This is a genomic window from Streptomyces sp. NBC_01314 (genome assembly GCF_041435215.1).
GTDB lineage: Bacteria > Actinomycetota > Actinomycetes > Streptomycetales > Streptomycetaceae > Streptomyces.
This window is the reverse complement of the sequence record NZ_CP108394.1, coordinates 9,835,491-9,858,598: the sequence shown is the minus strand read 5'-3', so window position 1 is coordinate 9,858,598 and position 23,108 is coordinate 9,835,491. Positions and strand designations below refer to the sequence as shown.

Annotated in this window: 14 protein-coding genes and 1 pseudogene; 8 read left to right on the top strand and 7 right to left on the bottom strand. The window is 71.6% G+C overall.

What is annotated here, in order from left to right; translation table 11 throughout:
- Positions 1–591 precede the first annotated feature (591 nt).
- Positions 592–864 (top strand): annotated as a pseudogene (locus OG622_RS43335) (hypothetical protein); the annotation flags it as partial.
- Complete coding sequence (locus OG622_RS43330; RefSeq protein ID WP_371582370.1) at positions 861–8,984, top strand: SDR family NAD(P)-dependent oxidoreductase; 8,124 nt, start codon at positions 861–863, stop codon at positions 8,982–8,984. The pseudogene OG622_RS43335 and the gene OG622_RS43330, both read left to right, overlap by 4 nt.
- Positions 8,985–9,115: 131 nt before the next feature.
- Here the strand turns inward: OG622_RS43330 and OG622_RS43325 are convergent, their stop codons facing one another.
- Entirely contained in the window at positions 9,116–10,093 is a 978-nt protein-coding gene (locus OG622_RS43325; protein WP_371582369.1) for an RNA ligase family protein, read from the bottom strand.
- 668 nt (positions 10,094–10,761) lie between these two features.
- Here OG622_RS43325 and OG622_RS43320 point away from each other — a divergent pair.
- From OG622_RS43320 to OG622_RS43295, 6 genes are all read left to right on the top strand, one after another.
- Positions 10,762–11,523: a DeoR/GlpR family DNA-binding transcription regulator gene (locus tag OG622_RS43320; RefSeq protein WP_371582368.1), complete on the top strand. Its 762-nt coding sequence runs from the start codon at positions 10,762–10,764 to the stop codon at positions 11,521–11,523.
- A gap of 140 nt (positions 11,524–11,663) precedes the next feature.
- Positions 11,664–13,019, top strand: coding sequence for a sugar ABC transporter substrate-binding protein (locus OG622_RS43315; protein WP_371582367.1), 1,356 nt, complete (start codon positions 11,664–11,666; stop codon positions 13,017–13,019).
- Positions 13,020–13,101: 82 nt separating this feature from the next.
- Entirely contained in the window at positions 13,102–14,061 is a 960-nt protein-coding gene (locus OG622_RS43310) for a carbohydrate ABC transporter permease (RefSeq protein WP_371582365.1), read from the top strand.
- The gene (locus tag OG622_RS43305; protein ID WP_371582364.1) at positions 14,058–14,942 is read left to right on the top strand and encodes a carbohydrate ABC transporter permease; all 885 of its coding nucleotides are present in this window, start codon (positions 14,058–14,060) and stop codon (positions 14,940–14,942) included. The genes OG622_RS43310 and OG622_RS43305 overlap by 4 nt, the downstream gene beginning before the upstream one ends.
- On the top strand, positions 14,939–15,928 hold the full coding sequence (locus tag OG622_RS43300) for a zinc-dependent alcohol dehydrogenase family protein (RefSeq protein WP_371582362.1): 990 nt from the start codon (positions 14,939–14,941) through the stop codon (positions 15,926–15,928). Before OG622_RS43305 ends, OG622_RS43300 begins: the two co-directional genes overlap by 4 nt.
- A 217-nt stretch (positions 15,929–16,145) precedes the next feature.
- Positions 16,146–17,030 carry a carbohydrate kinase gene (locus OG622_RS43295; protein WP_371582360.1) on the top strand — a complete coding sequence of 295 codons (885 nt, stop codon included), beginning with the start codon at positions 16,146–16,148 and terminating at the stop codon, positions 17,028–17,030.
- Positions 17,031–17,367: 337 nt separating this feature from the next.
- Here the strand turns inward: OG622_RS43295 and OG622_RS43290 are convergent, their stop codons facing one another.
- The 6 genes from OG622_RS43290 to OG622_RS43265 form a co-directional block, all read right to left on the bottom strand.
- Positions 17,368–18,540, bottom strand: a complete 1,173-nt coding sequence (locus OG622_RS43290) for an exo-alpha-sialidase (RefSeq protein WP_371582359.1) — start codon at positions 18,538–18,540, stop codon at positions 17,368–17,370.
- Positions 18,537–19,316, bottom strand: a complete 780-nt coding sequence (locus OG622_RS43285) for an HpcH/HpaI aldolase/citrate lyase family protein (protein ID WP_371582358.1) — start codon at positions 19,314–19,316, stop codon at positions 18,537–18,539. Before OG622_RS43285 ends, OG622_RS43290 begins: the two co-directional genes overlap by 4 nt.
- Positions 19,317–19,387: 71 nt before the next feature.
- The gene (locus OG622_RS43280) at positions 19,388–20,377 is read right to left on the bottom strand and encodes an aldo/keto reductase (protein WP_371582357.1); all 990 of its coding nucleotides are present in this window, start codon (positions 20,375–20,377) and stop codon (positions 19,388–19,390) included.
- Complete coding sequence (locus OG622_RS43275) at positions 20,374–21,315, bottom strand: ABC transporter ATP-binding protein (RefSeq protein ID WP_371582356.1); 942 nt, start codon at positions 21,313–21,315, stop codon at positions 20,374–20,376. The genes OG622_RS43280 and OG622_RS43275 overlap by 4 nt, the downstream gene beginning before the upstream one ends.
- Complete coding sequence (locus OG622_RS43270; RefSeq protein WP_371582355.1) at positions 21,312–22,190, bottom strand: ABC transporter ATP-binding protein; 879 nt, start codon at positions 22,188–22,190, stop codon at positions 21,312–21,314. Before OG622_RS43270 ends, OG622_RS43275 begins: the two co-directional genes overlap by 4 nt.
- 3 nt (positions 22,191–22,193) lie before the next feature.
- On the bottom strand, positions 22,194–23,108 hold the full coding sequence (locus OG622_RS43265) for an ABC transporter permease (RefSeq protein WP_371582353.1): 915 nt from the start codon (positions 23,106–23,108) through the stop codon (positions 22,194–22,196).

Sequence of the window (23,108 nt, the reverse complement as noted above, 5' to 3'; positions counted from 1 at the left end):
AGCCCTGCCGGCGCCTCACCCGCCACGGGCGAGGCAGCCACCCGCGCGGCCGGTGACCACGATCCGTCGGAGCGGCGAGCCGGGCACGACAACGGCAGCCCGCGTACCCGGCACACCGTCTCGGAATCGGCCGCGATCAGCCCTGGGGAGAATCTGGGGAGTTTCGACCGGCAGACCGATTCCCCTGCCTCCCCAGCAGTCCGTCAATGACGGTGCGTCCCTTCCTTCCGTCCTCCGGAAGGAAGGGGGCGTAGTAACGAAGCGTGACGGTTGGCGAAGAGTGCCCGAGCCGGCGCGCCACGGTCACCACGGAGTGGAGGAACGCCCGCCTGGCCCCGAAGGCGGAGTTCCTCGGACCCGACAGCGTCCTCGGCGTGCCGCGACCGGACGCTACCGGGCCGGAGGACGGGCGCTCCTACTGGTGCGTGCAATGGGCGGCCCCGGCGCTCTCGGCGTCCCGGACGCGGTCTCTCAGCTCGTTGCGGTCGGCAGGTTGAGGCAGGTGGAGGCGCAGCGGGCAGCCGATGAGCCCGAGGGCGCCCCGCCGGCGTACCGAACCAGCTCGCGCCCTCTATCACCGACGGCCCCCAGCTCCACCGCCGCTTCGAGAACGCGCGGGGCAAGCTGTACGAGATGGAGCTCGCCGGCCAGGAGCTACGGGTGCTGCGCGGACCTGGACGACGGCGGCGGCTGACGCCGCGCTGCACTGCGGACAGACCAGACAGATCTGACAGGCGTGACACGACACCGGTCGTCGACACATTCGATCACCGGCCGACCTGCCTTTACGATCAATACCGTTGCTCTGCAAGGGGATTGACAACGGGCCGTGCTGCGCCACGTGCCGGAGGGGCGGGTACATGACGCGCGACGAGCTGATCCGGCCGCTGCCCGAACTGTTGAAGGCGCACGCCGAGAGGTCACCGTCGCGGGTGGCGTACGCCGACGACGAACGGGACGTCACCTACGCGGAGTTGGAGCGGCGCACCGGTCGGCTGGCCGCGTATCTCGCGGGGGCGGGTGTGCGGCGCGGGGACCGGGTCGCGATCCTGCTGGGCAACCGTGTGGAGATGGTGGAGAGCGTCCTCGCCGGTGTCCGGGCGGGTGCGGTCGGCGTGCCCCTCAACCCCCGGTCCTCGGACGCCGAACTGGCCCATTTCCTGGAGGACAGCGGGGCCTCGGTCGTCGTCACCGACCGCGCGCACCTGGCCCGCCTGAACCGCGCGGGGGGCCTGCACGACCGTACGCGCGTCCTGCTCACCGGCACGGATCCCGTGCCGTCGGACGCCCCCGACGGCACGGTCCTCTTCGAGGAGGTGGCCGAGGCGGAGCCCGCCGTGCCGCCCCGCGACGATCTCGGGCTCGACGAGCCGGCCTGGATGCTCTACACCTCCGGCACCACCCATCGGCCCAAGGGCGTGCTGTCCACGCAGCGTGCGGCCCTGTGGTCGGTGGCGGCCTGCTACACGCCGATCTTCGGGCTCTCCCCCGAGGACCGGCTGCTCTGGCCGCTCCCGCTGTTCCACAGCTTCGGGCACTCGCTGGCGATCCTGGGGGTCACCGCGGTCGGCGCGAGCGCGCGGATCACCGGCGAACTGCTGCCTCCCGGCGGCCTGTTGAGGGAGCTGCGCACGCCTCGCGCATCCCTGGGCGGCTCCTACACCGCCCTGGCCGGGGTGCCCGCCGTGTACCACCAGCTGGTGGCGTCGGCGGCCGAGGACACCTCGCCCGTACCTGCTCTGCGGACGTGTGTCGTGGCGGGCGCCCCGAGCGCGCCGGCCCTGCGACGGGCGGTGGAGGACCTGCTGGGGGCGCCGCTGCTCGACGCGTACGGCAGTACCGAGACCTGCGGGATGATCGCGGTGAACCGGCCGGACGGGTCGAGGGTCGACGGGTCCTGTGGGCTGCCGGTCCCGGGGATGGACGTACGGCTGGTCGATCCGGGCTCCGGCAACGATGTCGCGGACGGCGACGAGGGCGAGATCTGGGCGCGTGGGCCGAGTCTGATGACCGGCTATCACCGCCGGCCCGAGGCGACGGCGTCCGCGCTGCGGGACGGCTGGTACCGCACCGGTGACCTGGGGCGACGCGTCGCGCACGGGCATCTCGCCCTCACCGGCCGGGTCAGCGAGCTGATCATCCGGGGCGGGGAGAACATCCACCCCACCGAGATCGAGCAGGCCCTGCTGCACTGTCCCGGCGTGCGGGACGCGGTGGTGGTGGGCAGGCCGCACGACGTCCTCGGCGAGGTCCCGGTGGCGTACGTCGTTCCGGGACCGGACGGGTTCGACCCTCGGCGGATACTGGCCGCGTGCCGGAAGCGGCTGGCCGCGTACAAGCTGCCCGTCGAGATCCACGAGATCGCGGCCGTCCCGCGTACGGCGTCCGGCAAGATCACCCGCCACGCGGTCCTGCCGGACCTGGCCCGACCGGTACCCGAGGTCCGCCCCGCCTCCCCGACGGCGACCGACGGTGCCCTGCGCCGACGCCTGCTCGCTCTCCCGCCGGAGGGGAGGGAACGCGCCCTGCGCGAGGCGGTACTCGCGCAGACGTCCGCGGTGTGCGGCGACGGATCGTACGAAGGACTCGACGCCGACGGTCCGCACGAACGGCTCGACGCCGACCGCCCGTTCACCGATCTCGGGCTGACGTCCGAGGGAGCCGTCACGCTGATCGAGCGGCTCGGCGAGGCGACCGGGCTGCGGCTCCCGTCGACGCTGGTCTTCGACCATCCCACGCCGGACGCCCTGACCCGGCACGTGCACGACATCCTCTTCACCCCGGCGCCCGTACCTGTGCCGCGCCTCGGCTCCGCGACGGAAGCGGACGACCCTGTGGTGATCGTCGCCATGGGCTGCCGTTACCCCGGGGACGTGTACTCCCCCGAGGATCTGTGGGACCTGGTGGCGGAGGGCCGGGACGTGGTCTCGGGCTTCCCCACCGACCGGGGCTGGGACCTGGCCGCCCTGTACGACCCTGACCCGGACCGGGTCGGCACGTCGTACACCCGCAGCGGCGGATTCCTGCACCGGGCCGCCGAGTTCGACGCGGGCCTGTTCGGGATCTCACCGCGGGAGGCACTGGCCATGGACCCGCAGCAGCGACTGCTGCTGGAGACCTCGTGGGAGGTGTGGGAGCGGGCGGGCATCTCCCAGGCGGCGCTGCGCGAGAGCGACACGGGTGTGTTCGTCGGCGTGATGCACGGCGACTACTCCACGCGCTTGGACAGGCACGAGCTGGAGGCCCATCTGGCCCTGGGCTCGGCGGGCAGCGTGGCCTCCGGCCGGATCTCGTACGTGTACGGCCTGCGCGGGCCGTCGATCACGCTCGACACCGCGTGCTCGTCCTCGCTGGTGGCCCTGCACTGGGCGGCGCGGGCGCTGCGCTCCGGCGAGTGTTCCCTGGCCCTGGCCGGGGGTGTCACCGTGATGGCGACTCCCAAGGCGTTCACGGCTTTCAGCCGACATCGCGCTCTGTCGCCCGATGGCCGCTGCAAGTCGTTCTCGGCCTCGGCGGACGGCACCTCCTGGGGCGAGGGCGCGGGCCTTGTGCTGCTGGAGCGGTTGTCCGACGCCCGCCGGAACGGCCACCCCGTCCTGGCCGTGCTGCGCGGCTCCGCCGTCAACTCCGACGGCGCGTCCAACGGCCTGACGGCACCGAACGGCCAGGCCCAACAGCGCCTGATCACCAGGGCGTTGACCGACGCCGGGCTCGGCGCTGACGACGTGGACGTGGTGGAGGCGCACGGTACGGGCACCACGCTGGGTGACCCCGTCGAGGCGAGCGCCCTGCTGGCCACCTACGGACAGGGGCGGGCCGGGGACCGGCCGCCGCTGTGGCTGGGCTCGGTCAAGTCCAACCTGGGACACACCCAGGCCGCCGCCGGTGTCGCCGGGGTCATCAAGATGGTGCAGGCCATGCGCCACGAGCAGCTCCCGCGCTCGCTGTACGCGGCGGAACCCAGCCCGCACGTCGACTGGTCGGCGGGCCGGGTGGAACTGCTGGCCGAGTCCCGCCCCTGGCCGGTGACGGGCTCCCGGCCACGCCGGGCCGGGGTGTCCGCGTTCGGCATCAGCGGGACCAACGCCCATGTGATCCTGGAGGAGCCCCCTCAGCGGCCCGACACCGGACCGAGCACCACACAGGTCCCGGTGCCCTGGCTACTGTCCGGCGCCGACGAGGTCGCCCTGCGCTCCCAGGCCCGACGTCTCGCCGCCCACCTGGCGTCCCGGCCCCACCTGTCGCCCACCGACGTCGGTGTCTCCCTCGCCGTGCCGAGGTCCCCGCTCGCCCACCGGGCGATGGTTCCGGCCGACGACCGGGCACGGATGCTGAGCGCGCTGGAGGCGCTCGCCGACGGTACGGGAGCGGGGCGTGCCGTCGCCGATCCCGGCGTCCGTACAGCCTTCCTGTTCACCGGCCAGGGCTCTCAACGTGCCCATATGGGTGCGGAGTTGCGTGCCGCCTTCCCCGCCTTCGACTCGGCGTTCGAGGAGGTCTGCCGGGCACTGGACGGCCGTCTGCAGCACCCTCTCGACGTGGTGCTGTCCGCGGAGTCGGGCACGCCGGAGGCCGCCGTGCTCGACCGTACGGACTTCACCCAGGCCGGCCTGTTCGCGTTCGAGGTGGCACTGTTCCGGCTGCTGGAGTCCTGGGGAGTACGCCCCGACTTCCTGGCCGGGCACTCCGTGGGGGAACTGGCGGCCGCCCATGTCGCCGGAGTGCTGGACCTGGCCGACGCGGCGGAACTCGTCGCGGCCCGGGGTCGGTTGATGCACGCCCTGCCGGGCGGCGGGGCGATGGTGGCGCTGCACGCGACGGAGGAGGAAGTCCTCGCCGAACTCCCCACGTTCGACGGCCAGGTGGCGATCGCCTCGGTCAACGGACCTCGTGCGGTGGTGATTTCGGGAGCGGAGAACGCCGTGCTGGCCGTGGCGGCCGGATTCGAGGCGCGAGGTCGCAGGACCGTTCGGCTGCGGGTCGGTCACGCCTTCCACTCCCCACTCGTGGAACCGATGCTCGACGACTTCCGCCGGGTCGCCGAGGGGCTGACGTTCCGGCCGCCGCGGATCCCGGTCGTCTCGGCCGTGTCGGGCCGCCCGGCCGAGGCCGGGGAACTGTGTTCGCCGGAGTACTGGGTGCGGCACGCCCGTCTGCCGGTGCGATTCGCCGACGCCGTGCGATGGCTCGGGGACAACGGGGTGTCGGCGTTCCTGGAGATCGGCCCGGGGGCGGCGCTCACCACCGCCGCCGAGGACTGTCTGACCGGCCCGGACGGCGAGGGCCCCGCCCCCGTGTGCGCCGCCGCCACCCGCGCCGGCGATCCCGAACCGAAGAGCCTGCTGACCGCCGTGGCCCGCCTCCATGTGCGCGGAACGCCCGTCGACTGGCCCGTCGTGTTCACGGGTAGCGGTGCACGGCACCTGGAGGATCTGCCGACGTACGCCTTCCAACGGCAGCGGTACTGGCTGGCCGCGCCAAGCGCTCCCTTCGCCGCCACGGACCCGCACGAACACCCGCTGCTGGGACCGGCGTTCACCGTGCCGGACACCGGCCGGACGGTGTTCTCCGGCCTGCTCTCCACCACCGCTCACCCGTGGCTCGCCGACCATGTGATCGGCGGAAGGGTCCTGGTCCCCGCGACGGGGTTCGTGGAGATGGCCGTACGGGCGGGTGACGAGGTCGGCTTCGGCACGCTCGACGAACTCGTGGTCCTGGCCCCGCTGATCCTGCCCGCGGCCACCGGCGTTCGCGTCCAGGTCGTCGTGGGCCCGGCGGACGACTCCGGCAGGCGCCTGGTCGACATCCACGCCCGGCCCGCCACGGACGACTCCGAGCCCGACTGGACCCGGCACGCCACAGGTCTCCTCTGCGCCACGGAAACCGCCCGGCCGGAGGCGGAACCGGCGGTGTGGCCGCCGCAGGACGCGACCGAGGTCGACCTGGCCGACGCGTACGACAGCCTCGCGGAGGCCGGCCTCTCCTACGGCCCGGCATTCCGGGGCGTACAGGCGGTCTGGCGGCTCGGCGACGAGATGTTCGCGGACGTCCGCCTGCCCGAGGCGGAGTCGGAACACGCCAACCGGTTCGGGATCCATCCGGCGCTGCTGGACGCGGCCCTGCACGCCCCGATGCTCGCGGGCTCGGCTCCCGGCTCCGGCACGGTCCGGGTGCCGTTCGCGTGGAATGGCGTACGCCTGTACGCGACGGGTGCGTCGGAGGTGCGCGTACGGATCGCCCCGAGCGGGAAGGACTCGGTCACGGTCACCCTGGCCGACCCGTCGGGACGCCCGGTGGCTCACGTGGACTCCATGACCACGCGTGAACTCCCCGCCGAGACGGTCGAATCGGCGGCCGACGCCGTGCGCAGGGCCCTGCTGCGCCCCGAGTGGACCGGTGTCGAGGAGCCGGAGGGCGAGCGGCGACCCGTGACCGGCGGACGCTGGGCGCTGGTCGGCCCGGACGAGCTGGACCTGCGCGGGGCACTCCCCGACCTCGTGGGAACCGACGCCCCCGAACCGGACACCGTCGTCGTCACGGCCGTCGACGGCGGCCCGGAGGCGGATGCCGATCCGCTCCCCGCCGTACACCGGCTGACCGGCAGGGTGCTGCGTACCCTCCAGGACTGGCAGGACGACCCTCGGACGGCGGGCTCCCGTCTGGTCGTGCTGACGCGGAACGCGACCGCACCCGAGCCGGATCCGGCCGGGGCCGCCGTGTGGGGGCTGGTGCGTGCCGCACAGACGGAGCTGCCCGGACGTGTCGTCCTCGTCGATGTGGACGGGCGGCCGGAATCACTGCGGCTGCTCCCCGCTGCGGCGGCCGGCGACGAGGGCCAACTCTCCGTACGGAACGGGCACTTGGCGGTCCCGCGCCTGATCGGCGCCGGTGAGATCTCCACCCGGGGCGACAGCTTCGGGCCCGACGGCACGGTCCTGATCACCGGCGGTACCGGCGCGCTCGGCGCGGAGGTCGCCCGCCATCTCGTGACCGCCCATGGCGTACGGCATCTGCTGCTCACCGGTCGGCAGGGGCCCCAGGCGCCGAATGCCGGGGAACTGCGCGTCATGCTGGAGGAGTTGGGCGCCGAGGTACGGATCGTGGCCTGTGACGCGGCCGACCGCGCCGCGCTGGCCGAGGTGATCAAGGAGTGCTCGCCCGCGCCGGCCGCCGTGGTGCATGCGGCAGGGGTGCTGGACGACGGTGTCATCGCCGCGCTGACACCCGGGCGGATGGCGGCCGTGCTGCGGCCGAAGGTGGACGCGGCCTGGCATCTGCACGAGCTGACCCGGGACCTGGACCTGTCGGCGTTCGTCCTGTTCTCCTCGGTGTCCGGCCTGCTGGGCCGCGTCGGCCAGGGCAACTACGCGGCGGCGAACGCCTTCCTGGACGCCCTGGCCCGGCACCGTTCCCAACTGGGGCTGCCCGCCGTGTCCTTGGCCTGGGGACCGTGGGACCACGGGGCCGGCATGGCCGGTGCGGCTGATGAGGACGCGGGGGTGGTCCCGCGCCGGTCGGCCGGTGAGGTGCTCCGAGCGCTCTCCGTGGAGCAGGGCCTGGCCCTCTTCGACGCGGCGCTGCGCGCGGGCGAACCCGTGCTGGCGCCGGTACTGCTGGACCGGGGGGCACTCAGGTCCGCCCAGGGGCTCCTGCCGCCGCCGCTGCGCGGACTCGTGCCTCCCCGCAGGCCGGCCGCCGGGACCGGGGAGGGCGCCGGTGACGGCTCCTCGCCCGGTGCGGAGCAGCTTTGGGAGCCGGGCGCCTGGCGCAAGGTGCTGGCCGGGCTGCCCGCCGCCCAACGGGAGGACGCCCTCGCGGAGTTGATGCGTGCCGACGTGGCCACGGTCCTCGGCTACCCGGACGCTGACGCGCTGCCGGCCGGCAAGTCCTTCGCCGAGCTGGGCTTCGACTCCCTGATGGCGGTCCAGGTCCGCAACCGGCTGAGCATGGCCCTGCGGCTGAGGCTGTCCGCCGCCGTGGTGTTCGAGCACCCGACGGCCCAGGGGCTGGCCCGCCACGTACTCGGTCTGCTGGACGGCCTGCCCGACGTCGCACCGGAGCCGGAGCACGCGCCCGCGGAGGGCCGGCCCGCGCAGACGCTCTCCTCGCTCTACCGGCGGGTCTGCGAGGCCGGGCAGGTGGTCGCGGCGATGCACATGCTGGTCACGGCTTCCTGGGCGCTGCCGACCTTCGGCCCGGACGCCGACCGGGAGCACGCCCTGGCCCCGCTGCGGCGCGCCGACGGTTCCCAAGCCGGGCCAGTACTCGTCTTCCTCAACGGCTTCCACCCGCCCTTCGCCGCCCCCGGTGGTGAATTCGCCGGATTCCACGCCCACTTCCAGGGCGAACTGGACGTCCTCGAACTCCCGCACCCCGGCATCGGGGCGGGCCGTGCCGTGCCGGCCGACCGGGACACGCTCGCCCGGACACACGCGGAGACGGTGCGACAGCACGTCGGCGACCGGCCCTTCGTGATCGTCGGCGTGAGCACCGGAGGCGCGGTCGCCCATGCGGTGACCCGGCGGCTCGAAGCCATGGGGAACCCGCCCGTCGGACAGGTGCTGCTCGACACGTACCTCATCAACGACGGCAACAGCGACAAGGACTGGCTGCTGTCCCTGCCCGCCGTGATCGCGCCGCGCCTGGGCGGAAACCAGTTCACGGGGGACGAGGACACCGGGGTGGCCGCGCTGGGCGCGTACACCCGGATGTTCCTGGATTGGGAGCCGGAGCCGGTCGCCACCCCCACCCTGCTGGTCCGGGCCACCCGGCCGACGCCCGCGATGGCGGCGGGCGCGGCCCCGGACGAGTGGCGCACCTCCTGGCCGCTGCCGCACACCCGGGTCGACGTCCCCGGCGACCACTTCTCGTTCATGCGGGAACACACCCTCACCACGGCGGCGGCCGTCCGCACCTGGATCGATTCCCTCGGCCGTGCGGGCGCCGCGTCGGCGCCGAACACAGAAACAGAAGGAGAGCGGTGAACCCCGACCACGAGACAGGGAAGACAGTGGAGACCGAGGAGTTCGACGTGATCGTCGTGGGCGGCGGCCCGGCCGGGTCGACCGCCGCCACGGCCGTCGCACTGCGGGGTCACCGCGTCCTCCCCCTGCCGTCACCGTGTGCCTTGTCTGCCTGTCCGGGAACGGTGGCGGTCCTTGGCATCGAACACCGCCAAGGACCGCGCCCCAGGCAGAAGCGCTCGCTCCAGCGGGCGTAGGAGTGTGTCTTCTAGGCCTCCCAGCGCTTCGGCGAGCTCCTCCGAAACATCCCGTGTGATCTCCTCCGCCACAGCATCTACCGGAGCGCGGGGGCCCAGCTTGCTGACCACGGCGGCCGCGCGAGCGGGGGTGAGGAGTGCCGAGGCCTGGGCCAGGAGCCAGGCGGGAACCCCGGCCGCTCCCTGCGGCGGCGGCAGATAGGGACGTGCGCCGTCGAACCGCTCGTCCTCCGCGAAAGACTTTTGCTTCACCTTGACAACAGGACGTATGCCTATGCACGCAGCCTTCGTCTCCGACCATTCGTCGGCTGGCTTGAGGACGTAGCCTTCGGCAAGATTGTCTGCCAACTCAGGCAGCTCAAAGACGGCTGGGACCCTTGTGGGGAAGGCACACGGCAGCTCCTGGAGCTTGTTCAGCGCGCCGTTCCCCAGAGCTGGAGGACAGACGAGCCCTGCAGCGGCTGCGGCGTCACGCAGAGCACGGTCAGAGATCCAGCAGCGTCCCTCGGCCGTCTCGACTGAGGCGTCGAACGGCAGCCACTGCAGGCCCGGCGCGTACCACACGCCCGTCTGCACTGGCTCGGCCCCGGCGATGGCGGGAACATCCGGGTGCGGATAGCTTCCACCGGCCAGCTCACCGTAGATCGTCACCATTGCAGCGTCGCCCCACGAACTGTGCAGTGCGGAAGCGAAACGGGCCGCCGCTACCGACAGCACCGGCCAAATTCTGCTCACGCCGAAGAAACCATCCAGCGCATCATCGCCCAACAGCTCACGCCGCTTCGCCGGACGAACCCCCGTGCCATCACACACCACCGCAAAGTGCGCTCCATGCACTTTTTCCACCGCGACCCACTCCCGGACTCCGGACACGCCAAGCCCTCCCCTTGCAGAGATCTTGGGATACGGCCGTAGTGCGGGACCCGCAGACGCAGCATCGAGCATGAGGAGGATCATCGCTGCCTGCCCAGCCCCGGGCAACCAGAATTCACCGCGACAACTCTGAAAGATCAACCCATGCGAGGCAGCTGCAGCTGTCCAACACACCGGTCGACGACACGGAGGGTATCGCCGACACCGTGGAGTCACTCCTCCAGCAGGGCATGGAAGGGGTGGTCATCTCCGAGCCCGTCTTTGAAGGAAACTGGCTGGTCATGGTGGAGGCACCACGGGGCGACACGAGGACGGCCCGCCGTCGCGGCTGCCGCTGCGGAGCCTGGAACCGTCTGCTCAAAGAAGGCCGTGACAGGTACCAGCACGGGACCCATCGCCCGTTCCGCCAGGAATACGGGCGGCGAACGGGCACTCTCCGCGGGCAAGCGGGCAGTGGCCTTCCGCGTCCGGGGTGCCAACGGCGCCTCGTCCAGGGGGTTCCGACTTTACCGAACGGGCACATTCGGTCATGAAGCGCTGTACTGAGAGCCTGGCCAGCGGGGTGGTCCGCCTGTAGAAATTAGCCACCGGACGCCCAAACGGGCAGGACCTCCGGGAATCAGCCGGCGCGGGCGCACCCTGCGGAGCCGTGGAACGGAGGTGTCGCCGTGGACGCCGAGGAGCGAAGGCGCGTGATTCTGGAGACGGCACGACGTACCGGATCCGTGGACGTCGGAAAGCTCGCCGCCGATCTCGGGGTCTCCAAGGAGACCGTGAGGCGTGATCTGAACGTACTGGAGGAGCACGGGCTGGTCCGGCGTACCCATGGGGGCGCCCATCCCGTGGAGAGCGCGGGCTTCGAGACGACGCTCGCCTTCCGCACCACTATGCACGTCCCCGAGAAGTCCCGGATCGCGAACGCCGCGGTCGAACTGCTCGCAGACGCCGAAACCGTCTTCATCGACGAGGGCTACACCCCGCAGCTCATCGCCGCCGCCCTCCCCCGCGACCGGCCACTGACCGTGGTCACCTCCTCGCTGCCCACGGCGGGTGCCCTGGCCTCCGCCGAGAACATGACCGTGTTGCTGCTCGGCGGCCGGGTGCGTGGCGGGACACTGGCCACGGTCGACCACTGGGCGACGCGCATGCTCTCCGGCTTCGTCATCGACCTGGCGTACGTCGGTGCGAACGGCATCTCCCGCGAGTACGGACTCACCACCCCCGACCCCGCGGTCAGTGAGCTCAAGGCCCAGGTCATGAGGGCCGCCCGCCGCCGGGTGTTCTCCGGCGTCCATACGAAGTTCGGTGCCGCCAGCTTCTGCCGCTTCGCGGAGGTCACGGAGTTCGAGGCGATCGTCACCGACGCAGGACTCCCCGCCTCCGAGGCACACCGCTACTCACTGCTGGGCCCCGAGGTCATACGGGCCTGAGCCGCGGTTCCCCCTCCCTGTCCCACTGAGCCGCAGTCCCCTCCCTGTCCCCGCCCTCACGTCCCTGGCCCACCCTCCCCGCCACCCTCGCAGGCCTGGGGGCCTGGTTCCCCACGCCCTCGAACACCCTGGAGTCAGTCATGCGTACACGGAGAATGATCCACGTCCTCGCCACGGCCACGGCCACAAGCGCGCTGCTGGTCGCCTGCAGCGGCGCGGGCGGCTCCTCGAGCTCCGGCGGCGACGGCGAGAGCATCAACGTCCTGATGGTCGGCAACCCGCAGATGGAGGACATCGCGAAGCTGACGAAGAGCACCTTCACCAAGGACACCGGGATCAAGGTCAACTTCACGATCCTTCCCGAGAACGAGCTGCGCGACAAGGTCACCCAGGACATCGCCACCCAGGCCGGCCAGTACGACGTCGCCACCATCGGCGCCTACGAGGTGCCCATCTGGGAGAAGAACGGCTGGCTGCACGAGCTCGGCTCCTACGCCGACAAGGACACGAGCTTCGACAAGGCCGACCTGCTCAAGCCGATGGTCACGTCCCTGTCCGGCTCCGACGGCAAGCTCTACGCCCTGCCGTTCTACGGCGAGTCCTCGATGCTCATGTACAACAAGGACGTCATGAAGGCGAAGGGCATCACCGTGCCCGAGCACCCGACCTGGCAGCAGATCGCCGACATCGCCGCCGAGGTCGACGGCGCCGAGCCCGGCATGAAGGGCATCTGTCTGCGCGGTCTTGCCGGCTGGGGCGAGCTCGGCGCGTCGCTGACGACCGTGGTCAACACCTTCGGCGGCACCTGGTTCACCAAGGACTGGAAGGCCCAGGTCAACAGCCCCGAGTTCAAGAAGGCCACCACCTTCTACGTCGACCTGGTGAGGAAGCACGGGCAGGCGGGAGCGGCACAGGCCGGCTTCACGGAGTGCCTCAACGCCATGAGCCAGAAGAAGGTCGCGATGTGGTACGACGCGACCAGCGCCGCCGGATCGCTTGAGGACGCCAAGTCCAGCAAGATCGCCGGCAAGGTCGGTTACGCCTACGCCCCGACCGTCGAGACCAAGAGCAGCGGCTGGCTGTGGAGCTGGGCGTGGGCCATGCCCAAGACCACGAAGAACGCCGACGCAGCCTCGCAGTTCATGCTGTGGGCCTCCAGCAAGAAGTACGAGAACCTCGTCGGCGAGAAGCTCGGCTGGTCACGTGTCCCGGCCGGCAAGCGGGCCAGCACCTACGAGAACCCCGAGTACCAGAAGGCCGCCGGGTCGTTCGGTGACATCACCCTGAAGTCGATCGAGGCGGCCGACCCGGCGAACCCGGGCGTCCAGCCCCGGCCGACGGTGGGCATCCAGTACGTGGCCATCCCCGAGTTCCAGGACCTCGGCACCAAGGTCACCCAGGAGATCTCCGCCGCCATCGCCGGAAAGACCAGTGTGGACAAGGCGCTGAACGACGGCCAGAAGCTCGCCGAGGACGTCGCCGAGAACTACCGGTAACCCGCCCGAACCGCCCGGCCGCCCCTTCCCCCGGCCGGGCGCCGCTTCCCCCACCCCGGCCGTCATCGGCAGAGGAACCATCATGACCGCGCTCAGCGCCCCACCCAAGACAGCCCCACCACCCAGCCGCACACGCACCTCCACCGAAGTCAGCAAGTGGCGGCGGCGCTTCCCGCTGCTGCCGGCGCTGGTCTTCACCATCGTCGTCACGCAGCTGCCCTTCGTGGCCACGCTCGTCATCTCCACCTTCCGGTGGAACATCCTCAAGCCCGGCGAGCGGCACTTCGTCGGCCTGTCCAACTTCACGTTCGTCTTCACCGACGAGCGACTGCGCGCGGCGGTGCTCAACACCATCGTGCTCACCGCCTCCGTGGTGCTCATCAGCGTGCTCCTCGGCCTCGGGCTGGCGATGCTCCTCGACCGCAAGTTCGTCGGCCGCGGGCTGGCGCGCACCCTGCTCATCGCCCCGTTCCTCGTGATGCCGGTCGCGGCGGCACTGCTGTGGAAGCACGCCATCTACAACCCCGACTACGGCCTGCTCAACGGCACCCTCAACGCCGTATACCGGTTCTTCGGAGCGGACAACGGCCCCACGGTCGACTGGATCTCCTTCTACCCCATGCCCGCCGTCGTGATCTCACTGGTCTGGCAGTGGACACCGTTCATGATGCTGATCCTCCTGGCCGGTCTGCAGGCGCAGCCCGGCGATGTCCTGGAGGCGGCCCGCGTCGACGGGGCCTCGGCCATGGCGACCTTCCGCCACATCACCCTGCCGCACCTGCGCCAGTACCTCGAACTGGGCATCCTGCTCGGCACGATCTACGTCGTGCAGACCTTCGACGCGGTCTACACCATCACCCAGGGCGGCCCCGGCTCACAGACGACCAACCTGCCCTACGAGATCTACCTGACCATGTTCCGCAAATTCGAGTACGGCGAGGCCGCGGCCGCCGGAGTGGTCGTCGTCCTCGGCTCGATCGTGATCGCGACCTTCGCCCTGCGCACGATCGCGTCGCTGTTCCGCGAGGAGGTGTCCCGATGACCGCGCACGCGGCAGCCGCCCCCGGGGCGAAGCTCAGGAAACTCCTCCGCCGACGCGACGACCAGGGCGGCGCGCCCCGCCTGTCGCCCACGTGGACCTTCGTCGCCTGGCTCGCCACCCTGGCGTTCTTCGCACCGGTGGCGTGGATGGTCCTCACCTCCTTCCACCAGGAGGCGGACGCGGCGACCAACCCGCCGACCCCTCTCGCCGCCCTCACCCTCGACCAGTACGAACTCCTCTTCAGCCGGGACATCACCCCCTTCCTCCTCAACTCGGCCATGGCCAGCGTCATCTCGACCCTGCTGGTGCTCGCCCTCGCGGTACCGACGGCCTACGCGCTGTCCATCAAGCCGGTCGAGAAGTGGACCGACGTGATGTTCTTCTTCCTGTCCACCAAGTTCCTCCCCGCCATCGCCGCCCTGCTTCCCGTGTACCTGATCGTCAAGGACGCCGGAATGCTCGACAACGTGTGGACGCTGGTCATCCTCTACACCGCCATGAACCTCCCGATCGCGGTGTGGATGATGCGCTCCTTCCTCGCCGAGGTCCCCAAGGAGATCCTCGAGGCCGCCGAGGTCGACGGCGCCAACCTGCCCACCATGCTGCTGCGGATCGTCGCACCGGTCGCCATGCCCGGACTCGCCGCCACCTCGCTGATCTGCTTCATCTTCAGCTGGAACGAGTTCATGTTCGCCGTCAACCTCACCGCGACCAAGGCATCGACCGCCCCGGTCTTCCTCGTCGGCTTCATCACCAACGAGGGCCTGTTCCTGGCCCGGCTGTGCGCCGCGGCCACGCTGGTCTCCCTGCCGGTCCTCATCGCCGGTTTCGCCGCCCAGGACAAACTGGTCCGCGGCCTGTCCCTAGGAGCAGTCAAGTGAAAGCCGCTGTCATCGAAGCCCCCGGCAAGGTCACCGTCACCACGGTGCCCGACCCCACACCCGGGCCGCGCGAGGTCGTGGTCGATGTGGCGGCCTGCGGGCTGTGCGGGACCGATCTGCACATCCTGCAGGGCGAGTTCGCACCGACGCTGCCGGTCGTGCCGGGTCACGAGTTCGCCGGGGAGGTCGTGGGCCTCGGCAGAGACGTCACCGAACTCGCGCTCGGCGACCGGGTCGCCGTGGACCCCTCGCTGTACTGCAACGAATGCCGCTACTGCCGGGTGGGGCGCAACAACCTCTGCGACCGCTGGCAGGCGATCGGGGTGACCCGGGCCGGTGGCGCCGCCGAGTACGCCGTGGCGCCCGTCGCCAACTGCGTACGGCTGCCCGACCACGTGGACGTCCAGGACGCGGCCCTGATCGAGCCGCTGTCCTGCGCCGTACGCGGCTACGACGTCCTCAACAGCAGGCTCGGCTCCCACGTGCTCATCTACGGCAGCGGGACGATGGGGCTGATGATGCTGGAGCTGGCCAAGCGCACCGGCGCCTCGTCGGTCGACGTCGTCGACGTCAACCCGGATCGACTGGTGACGGCCGCGAAGCTGGGCTGCTCCCGAACGGCGCTCTCCGCCGAGGAGTTGGGGCGGCCGGCCGGCTGGGACGTGGTGGTCGACGCGACGGGCAACGCCGCCGCCATCCAGGACGGCCTGGAACGGGTCGCCAAGGCCGGGACGTTCCTGCAGTTCGGCGTCTCCGACTACGCGACGACAGCCACCATCTCCCCGTACCGCATCTACAACCAGGAGATCACCATCACCGGCTCCATGGCGGTGCTGCACAGCTACGAGCGGGCGGCGGAACTCTTCGCCACCGGGGTACTCGATCCCCAGGTCTTCATCAGCCACCGGATGCCGCTGTCGGAGTACCCGCAGGCACTGGACCAGTTCGCCGCCGGCCAGGGACGCAAGATCGTCGTACTGCCCTGACCTCCACCCCAGCCGACGCCCTCGTCGTCCTCCCCGACGTCACGCCCGGTGGCACGCACCTCTCGGGCAGGGGCTGGACCGGTCATCGCCCGGGTCCGGCCCCGACGTGCTCCCTTCAAGGCGGGTGCTCTCCGACGAGGGTGACGTCCTCTGCGCCCCGGCAACGTCGCACGGCCTCACATTTGACCTCTTCGAGCCTTCCTCGGGAGAGCAACCCATGAGCCCGCATCAGATCACCGTCCTGGGAGAGTGCGTCGCGGACGCCTTCACCCAACCGGCAGACGCCGCGAACGAACTCGCCCTGCGGGTGCTGCCCGGCGGCGGACCCGCGAATACGGCGGTGGCCCTGGCTCGGATGGGCACACCAGCCCGCTTCCTCGCACGTCTGTCCAACGACGTGTTCGGCCGTCTGTTCCGGGCCCACCTGGAGGCGTCCGGCGTCGACCTGTCGAACGCCGTCGCCGCCGGCGAGCCCAGCACACTGGCCGTGGCGGAGCTGGATGCCGCGGGGCAGGCCGCGTTCTCGTTCCACGCCCAGAACACGGCCGACTGGCAGTGGACCCCAGGCGAACTGGCCAGGGTGGATCTGTCCGAAACGGCCTGCCTCCACACCGGATCGCTGGCGCTGATCCGAGAGCCCGGCGGGGCGGTGGTGGAGGAGTTCCCGGCGGCAGCCGCCCCGCAGACCACCATCAGCATCGATCCCAACGTAAGACCGCTGTTGGTGCGCCCCGAGGTCTACCGCGCCCGGCTGGCACGCTGGTGCGTTCTCGCCGACATCCTGCGGCTGAGCGAGGACGACCTGGAACTGCTCCTGACGGGCACCCCGCCCGAGCAGGCGTGCGACACCTGGCACGCCGCGGGGGTACGACTCGTCGTCATCACCCTCGGCGGCGACGGCGCCATGGCCTCACTCGACGGCGAACGGCTGCGCGTGCCCGCGGTGACCACGCAGGTCGTCGACACGGTCGGCGCGGGTGACTCGCGCAAGGGTGCTCTCGAAGGCCTCCAAAAGGGTGCCCGCAACGCTCCGCCCACAGGGCGACCGTCTGGGGCCGCTCGGCCTACAGGTTCTTCACGAAGTGTGCTTCGTCGACCATGAGGTGTCCGGCCTCCCCGCCGCCCGGCGCGGAAAACGGCGCAGCGCATTGGTGCGGTACGCGTTCCGGAGCGTCTGGGTGATCGCGTTGCCGCTGGTGTCGACCGAAGTGGCTGGGATACTGACCGTGCCGGGCTTCCCGAAGGCGACCGTCACCCCATCCAGGCCCAGCGGCATGCCGTGCGGCCCGGCCGCTGTGCTCCGAGGGTCGGGCCGCCAGGACCGGCTCGATCAACGCCGGCGGACATCGGGCGTTTTGAACTCGGACAGGCGCGAGCCGCATCCCGTCCCGGCCTCCACCCCACTCGGGCATCGAGGCTCGACCGGCCCGAGCGGTCACTCACCTCGTGCTCTGCGGGGCGAGCCTGATGTGGCGGATGACCTTTCGGTGGTGTGTGTAGGCGATGTGGAGGGCGCCGTCCGGTGTCTGCGCTATCGAGGGATAGGACAGTTCGCGGTTGAGGCCGTCGCGGGAGTTGTTGGTGAGGCAGTGGCCGTCGCCGGTCACGAGGTCGGCGCGCAGCGGCCAGGTCAGGCCGCCGTCGGAGGAGAGGGCGAGGCTGAGTGGCGCGCGGGGGGCACCCCAGAACGCGGTCGAGGGAGCCTCCCGTACCGCCGTGGTCGCCGAGCCGCCCGGGGCCTTGTGGTCGGCGAGTTTGCCCGTGTCGTCGATCTCGTCGTAGAGGGAGGCGCGGCGTGCGGTCGCGTCGGCGGCGCTGCTGTGGTTGTAGACGAGAGCCAGGCGGCCGTCGGCCAACGGGACGTACTGGATCGAGGAGTTGTTGTTCGGCAGCCCGAGCGGCTCCGGCTCACTCCAGGTGTCGCCGTCGTCCAGCGACACGGACCGGTGGACGGCGTCGGCGCGTCGGCTGCGGTAGAGGGCGAGCAGGGAGCCGTCCGGCAACCGGTGGACGTTCATGTGGACCAGGCCCGTGGAGTCGGGCACGCGCTGCTCGCGCCAGGTACTGCCCTCGTCTTCGCTGATCATGACGGCGCTGGTGTCGAGGTCGCCCGACCACTTCTCGCCGGGGGCGGTCCGGCAGCGGAAGACGGGCAGCAGCAGACGGCCGGTGGGCAGGACGACGGGGGGCTGGCGTACGAAGACGCCGCCGACGTCCGGGGTCGCGGGGAACAGGGTGCGGGTCGCCTCCCAGGTCGTGCCGTTGTCGTGGCTGACGCGCAGCCGTACCTCCGCGGTGTCCTGGTCTCCGCCCCGCTGGGCGGTATGCAGCAGCCACAGGGCGCCCGAGGGGGTGGGGAAGAGCACGGGGTTCTGCTCTGAGCGTGTCGGGTCGTCCGAGAGGCGGACCGGGTCCGTCCAGGTCGTGGTGCCGGGTGCGAGGCGCGAGAACCACACGCTGATGTCCGCCATGCCCTCCTGCGTGCCGCCGAACCAGACGCAGCCGAGATCCCCGCCGGGCAGCACGGTGAGGTTGGCGGCGTGGTTCTGCACGGTCGGTGCGGGCAGCGTGGTGTCGGTGCGGTCGAAGGCGTCGAGGAGCGGGTTCGTCACAGTGCCTCTCCAGAGGTCCGGGCAGCGCCCAGGTGTTGGCGGGCGGTCTGTTCCAGGTGCACCAGGTCGCAGGCGACGGTCGCGAAGGTGAAGCCCTCGGCGAGGCGCTTGGCGGCGCTCGCCCCGTCCGGGTTGTGGATGCCCGCGGCGATTCCGGCGGCCGCCGCTGCCTCGCGTACGGTGCCGAGTGCGGCCTCGAAGGCGTCGGCCAGGTTCGGGTCCGTGGACGAGGCGCCGCCGAGGGCGATGCGCAGGTCGGAGGGGCCGACGTAGACGCCGTCAAGGCCCGGCGTCGCGCAGATCGCCTCGACGTCGGCGAGTCCTTCGGCCGTCTCGATCATGGCGAGGACGACCGTGGTGTCGTGCGTGTCGGCCGGGTCGGGGCCGATCCTCAGCGCCGAGCGCATCGGGCCGTAGGAGCGCCGGCCGAGGGGCGGGTAGCGGACCGCGGCCACGGCCTCGGCGGCCTGCGCGGCCGTGTCGACCAGCGGCACGATCACTCCGGTCGCGCCCGCGTCGAGGGCGCGGCCGATCGGGGCGGGGTCGTTGGCCTCCACCCGGACCAGGCCCACGGCCGTGGAGCCCCGGCTGTCGATCGCGAGGAGGTTGTTGAGCATGCCGGAGTAGCCGAACAGGCCGTGCTGGGCGTCCAGGGCGACGTAGTCGTAACCGAGGCGGGCGATGCGTTCGGTGGCCACGGGCGCGTCCATCAGGCACCAGTAGCCGAGCAGTTGCTCGCGGGCGCGCAGGGCGGCGGTGAACTCTGCGGGGGTCATGGTCAGGTGTTCCTTCACAGGGGGCACAGAGGGCGGGCAGTGGGACGGGGGCTTCGAGGTCCCGTCCGGGCTCAGCGGTTGTAGGCGGGCATGGGGCCGCGCAGACCCGCGCCGACCTCGTCGCAGGCGGCGGTCACGTCGAGCGGCAGCGGTCCGGCCTGCGCGGCGGCGAGGTTGGCGCGCAGGTGGCCGGTCCGGGAACCGCCGAGCAGCAAGGCGTCGGTCGAGTCCCGGTCGAGGAGCCAGCGCAGGGCCAGTTCGGTGAGCGGGACGCCGAAGCCCTCGGCGATCCGGGCCAGTTCGGCGACCGCGGCGAACAGGCGCGGATCCCAGTAGCGCTGCCGGTACATGTCCGCGAGCCGGGAGTCGGCGAACCGTCCGCCCTCGGGGGCCTGCTCGTAGCGGTGCCGTCCGGTGAGGAGGCCGCCGCCGAGCGGGTTGTAGACCATGGTGCGCAGGCCGGTGACGGCTGCGTACGCCGCATACTCGACGTATTCCTCCTCGATCCGGCGAGCGAGCAGATTGTGCAGCTGCTGGGCGACGACCGGTCGTGGGGCACCCACCTCGTCGGCGACGCGCACCAGTTCGGCGATCTGCCAGGCGGCGAAGTTGGAGACGCCGAGCGCGAGGACCTTCCCTTCGGCGACGAACTCGGCGACGGTGGCGAGGGTTTCGGCGAGGGGTGTGGCCCGGTCGGGCTGGTGCAGATAGAACAGGTCGACGCGGTCGGTGCCGAGTCGCTTGAGGCTGCCTTCCAGGGCGGCCCGCAGGCCCGGGGCGGACAGCGGGGCGTGCTCCCCTTGGTCGGGGTGCGGTATGCCGGCCTTGGTGGCGAGCACGATCCGGTCGCGGTGGGCGGGGAGCAGCTCGGCGAGGATGCGTTCGCTCTCGCCGCCGGCGTAGCCGTTCGCGGTGTCCACGCCCGTGATGCCGGCCTCCAGCGCCGTCGCGAGCATGTCCGCGGCGCCGGCCCGGTCGACGGTGTCGCCGAACGTCATGGTGCCGAGGACGAGCCGGGACAGGGGCACGGGCACGTTCGGCAGTTCGATGCCGGTGGTCACTTGCCGGGTCCTTCCGGTGAGACGGTGAGAGGGTTGTGGGGGGTCTGGGGCGTGTGCGGCTCCGGTGCGCCGGTGGCCGAGGCCGGGGTCGTGGCCGCCCGGGTGCGGGGTTTGAGTCCCCGTATCGCCGTGGGGTCGAGGGCGGCGCGGCGCAGCGCGCGGGTGTAGGGCTCGGCGGGGGCGGCGAGGACGTCGGCGGTACGGCCGCGCTCGACGACCCGTCCCGCCTTCAGGACGACGACGTCGGTGCTGATCTCGCGCACCACGCCGAGGTGGTGGGCGATGACGATGTAGGTGATGCCGGTCTCCTCCCGCAGTTCGCGCAGCAGATCGAGCACCTGGGCCTGCACGGACACGTCGAGGGCCGAGGTGGCCTCGTCGCACACCAGCAGGTCGGGTTCCGAGGCCAGGGCGCGGGCGATGCCGATGCGCTGGCGCTGTCCGCCGGAGAACTCGGCGGGCCGTCGTTCGAGTGCCGTGGCCGGCAGTCCCACGCGGTCGAGCAGTCCGGTGGCGCGGCGGCGCCGTTCGGTCTTGTCCTTCACGCCCGCGACGCGCAGCGGTTCGGCCACGATCTCCAGGGCGGTCAGGTGCGGGGCGAGGGATCCGTAGGGATCCTGGAAGACCATCTGGACGCGGCGCCGCAGCGGCCTCAGGCGCCGCTCGGGCAGCGCGGCGAGGTCGGTGCCGTCCAGCACGATCCGCCCGGAGGCGGGCTTGAGCAGCCGTACGATCGCGCAGGCGATGGTCGACTTGCCGCTGCCCGACTCGCCGACGACGGCGAGTGAGCCACCGCGGGGCACGCTGAAGCTGACGTGGTCGACGGCGCGCACGGGGCCGGCCGGCGTGGGGTAGTCGACGACGAGATCCTCGACGGCGAGAAACGCCGACGCGTCGGCGGCGTCGGCCGCGTCCGGTGTCACTGCTGCCTGGCTCATCGGGCGGCCCTGTCTTCCTGCTCGGGCTGGGCGGTGTGGTCGTCGAGCCCGTCCTCGTCCCAGGGTCCGAGGCTCGGGACGGCCGCGAGCAGTTTCCCGGTGTACGGGTGTGCGGGCCGCTCGACGATCTGCTGGGCCGGCCCCGACTCGACGAACCGGCCCTCCTTCATGACGTGGATGCGGTCGGACACCAGCCGGGCGACGCCGAGGTCGTGGGTGATCATCAACATGCCTACGCCGGTGCGTTCCTGAAGGTCCATCAGCAGGTCGAGGACGCTCGCCTGGACGGTGGCGTCCAGGGCGGAGGTGGGTTCGTCGGCGACCAGCAACTGGGGTTCGGCGGCCAGCGCGACGGCGATGAGGACGCGCTGGAGCATGCCGCCGGAGAACTGGTGCGGGTACGCCTTCCAGCGCGTTTCGGGCCTGCTGATCCGTACCTGGTCCAGCAGGTGGGTGCCGCGCTCGCGGGCCTCGGCCCGGGACAGGCCGGGGTGCCGCAGCCGCAGGGCCTCGCCGAGCTGCCGCCCGACGGTGTGGACGGGGCTGAGCGCGGTCATCGGGTCCTGGGGGATGAGGGACACGGTGCGGCCGCGCGCCCGCCGGGCCGCCCCGGGGTCGGTGACGACGTCCTCGCCGCCGATGCGGGCGGTGCCGGACAGCACGGCGAGCCCTTCGGGCAGCAGCCGCAGCACGCCCATCGCCGTGGTGGACTTGCCGGAGCCGGACTCCCCGATGAGCGTGACGGTCTCGCCGCGTCCGACGGTGAAACTCACGCCGTCGACGGCGCGGACCACGCCACGATGGGTGACCAGTTCGATCTGCAGGTCCTCGACCTCCAGCAGGGCGCCGGAGGCCGACGAGGTGTCGCTGGTCATGGCTCAGGCTCCCTTCGCGGGCTTTGTCGTACGGATGCGGTCGCGCAGGCCGTCGCCCATGAGGTTGACGCCGACCACAAGGAGGGCGATGACCAGGCCGGGGAGCGTGACCAGCCACCAGGAGGTGGTGATGTAGTCCTGGCCGTCGGAGATGATGCGGCCCCAGGTGGCGAACGGCCGCTGGGGTCCGGCGCCCAGGAAGCTGAGGGCGCTCTCCAGGAGCACGGCCTGGGCGAGCAGCAGCAGGACCACCAGGCTCGCGGGGCGCAGGACGTTGGGGATGATGTGCCGTCCCAGGACCGACCAGCTGCGCATACCGAGCAGACGGGCGGCCGCCACATACGGTTTCTCGCGTTCGACCAGGACCAGGGAGCGGGTCAGCCGGGCCACTTCCGGCCACTGGGCGATCGCGATCACGCAGGTGATGACGGTGACCGACGGGCCGAAGAGGGCGACGACGAGCAGCAGCATCATCAGCAGGGGCAGCGCCAGTTGGGCTTCGAGGAGCCGGCTGACGACCGTGTCGATCCAGCCCCCGAAGTAACCGGCCGCCGAGCCTGCGGCGATCCCGATGAGCCCGGAGACGACGACGGCGAGGATGCCCACGGTCAGCGACACCTGGCCGCCGTGCAGGATGCGGGAGAGCAGATCGCGCCCGAGCTGGTCGGTGCCGAACAGGTGCCCGCCGGTGAGCGGCGGCAGCCGGCGCCCCGCGAGGTTCTGGGCGTCCGGGTCCGGCAGCGGCAGCAGGCTCGCGAGGGCCACCGGCAGGGCGACCAGCGCGGTGCACAGGGCTCCCGCCCACAGCTTGAAGCGGGCGCCGCGCCGCTGCCTGGTGGCGGTGGCGCGGGCCAGGTGCCGGGCGGTGACAGCACTGGAGCGGGCGCTGTCGGCGGACGGTGTGAGCGTGGCGGACAT

What these genes read in the sequence shown, in the direction of transcription:
- OG622_RS43330 (WP_371582370.1), top strand. Translation starts at nt 861, where the DNA reads ATGACGCGCGACGAGCTGATCCGGCCGCTGCCCGAACTGTTGAAGGCG.
- OG622_RS43315 (WP_371582367.1), top strand. Translation starts at nt 11,664, where the DNA reads ATGCGTACACGGAGAATGATCCACGTCCTCGCCACGGCCACGGCCACA.
- OG622_RS43310 (WP_371582365.1), top strand. Translation starts at nt 13,102, where the DNA reads ATGACCGCGCTCAGCGCCCCACCCAAGACAGCCCCACCACCCAGCCGC.
- OG622_RS43305 (WP_371582364.1), top strand. Translation starts at nt 14,058, where the DNA reads ATGACCGCGCACGCGGCAGCCGCCCCCGGGGCGAAGCTCAGGAAACTC.
- OG622_RS43295 (WP_371582360.1), top strand. Translation starts at nt 16,146, where the DNA reads ATGAGCCCGCATCAGATCACCGTCCTGGGAGAGTGCGTCGCGGACGCC.
- OG622_RS43285 (WP_371582358.1), bottom strand. Translation starts at nt 19,316, where the DNA reads ATGACCCCCGCAGAGTTCACCGCCGCCCTGCGCGCCCGCGAGCAACTG.
- OG622_RS43275 (WP_371582356.1), bottom strand. Translation starts at nt 21,315, where the DNA reads ATGAGCCAGGCAGCAGTGACACCGGACGCGGCCGACGCCGCCGACGCG.
- OG622_RS43270 (WP_371582355.1), bottom strand. Translation starts at nt 22,190, where the DNA reads ATGACCAGCGACACCTCGTCGGCCTCCGGCGCCCTGCTGGAGGTCGAG.
- OG622_RS43265 (WP_371582353.1), bottom strand. Translation starts at nt 23,108, where the DNA reads ATGTCCGCCACGCTCACACCGTCCGCCGACAGCGCCCGCTCCAGTGCT.